The 1447-nt window shown below is 61.6% G+C and carries 1 protein-coding gene and 1 pseudogene; both read right to left on the bottom strand.

The window, feature by feature from the left end:
* Nucleotides 1-156: pseudogene (locus ACUY1T_RS21950) on the bottom strand (sulfate adenylyltransferase subunit CysD); the annotation flags it as partial.
* 340 nt (nt 157-496) lie between these two features.
* Complete coding sequence (cysQ, locus tag ACUY1T_RS21945) at nt 497-1303, bottom strand: 3'(2'),5'-bisphosphate nucleotidase CysQ (RefSeq protein ID WP_446025691.1); 807 nt, start codon at nt 1301-1303, stop codon at nt 497-499.
* Nucleotides 1304-1447 lie beyond the last annotated feature (144 nt).

The raw sequence follows: 1447 nt of genomic DNA, 5'->3' as shown, positions 1-1447 counted from the left end.
CTTGCGCGCCAGATGCAGCATCACCGAGGAGTCCTTGCCGATGGAGTACATCATGACCGGGTTGCGGAACTCGGCCGCCACCTCGCGGATGATGTGGATCGACTCGGCTTCGAGTTGTTTGAGGTGGGTCTGGCGCTCAGCGGATAACTCGGACATAGACTTTCCTGTTTCAGCTTCGGGCTTCGGGCTTCGGGCTTCGGGCTTCGGGCTTCGGGCTTCGGGCTTCGGGCTTCGGGCTTCGGGCTTCGGGCTTCGGGCTTCGGCAGGACGATGCCCCTACGACACTCTCGACGCTAAGGTTTTGGCTCGTAGCTCGTAGCTCGTAGCTCGTAGCTCGTAGCTCGTAGCTCGTAGCTCGTAGCTCGTAGCTCGTAGCTCGTAGCTCGTAGCTCGTGGCTCGCGGCTCGTAGCTCGTAGCTCATAGCTCGTGGCTCGTAGCTCATAGCTCGTAGCTCGTAGCTCGCGGCTCGTAGCTCGTAGCTCGCGGCTCGTAGCTTTAGTTCTCGAGACTAGCCCGCAGTGCCGACTCCCAGCGCTCATCCCGCTGTCCACATACGATGAAGAACGGGTTGAGTACGCTCTCCTGCTGGTTGCAGCGCAGCGGTTCGAGGGTATAGGCATTCAGCACTTCGCCGCCCGCCGCGGTAACCACGGCCTGGGCCGCCGCCGTATCCCATTCGCTGGTAGGCGCCAGGCGCGGATAGAGATCGGCTTTGCCTTCCGCCACCAGGCACAGCTTCAATGAGCTGCCCATGGAGACACGTTCGTGATTCGGCAGCCTACTGCAAAAGGCTTCGAATTCCTCCGAACCGTGGGTACGGCTACCCACTACCTGCCAGGATTCCTGCTCCGGGTCGGGCAACTCGCGCACCCTGATGGCGTGGCACGGTCCTTCATTGACCTGCTTCCAGGCGCCCTGCCCTTGCTGCCCGATCCAGGTGGTGCGAAGCACAGGCGCATGGACGATGCCAAACACCGGCACGCCATCCTCGATCAAAGCAACGTTGAGCGTGAATTCGCCGTTCTTCTTGATGAACTCCTTGGTGCCGTCCAACGGGTCGATCAGCCAGTAGCGCTGCCAGGCCTTGCGCGTGGCAAAAGGAATCTCCGTGGACTCCTCCGAGAGAATCGGCACCTCTGGGGCAATGCCTTCCAGCAAATCCACGAGGGCATGGTGGGAGGCCATGTCCGCCTCGGTCAGTGGGCTCTTGTCATCCTTGGTCTCGACGCTGAAATCGCGCTCGTAGATCGAGATGACTTCACGGCCTGCGGCGTGAACGCCTTCGATAAGGCGGGTGCGCATGTCTGCTGTCACAAAATCGGTCAAAAGTGTTTCCTTCGGGCTTCGGGCTTCGGGCTTCGGGCTTCGGGCTTCGGGCTTCGGGCTTCGGGCTTCGGGCTTCGGGCTTCGGGCTTCGGGCTTCGGGCTTCGGGCTTCGGGCTTCGG

This window comes from Billgrantia sp. Q4P2, from assembly GCF_052806135.1.
The sequence above is the reverse complement of the archived record's forward strand: the minus strand, read 5'-3'. Positions and strand labels throughout refer to the sequence as shown.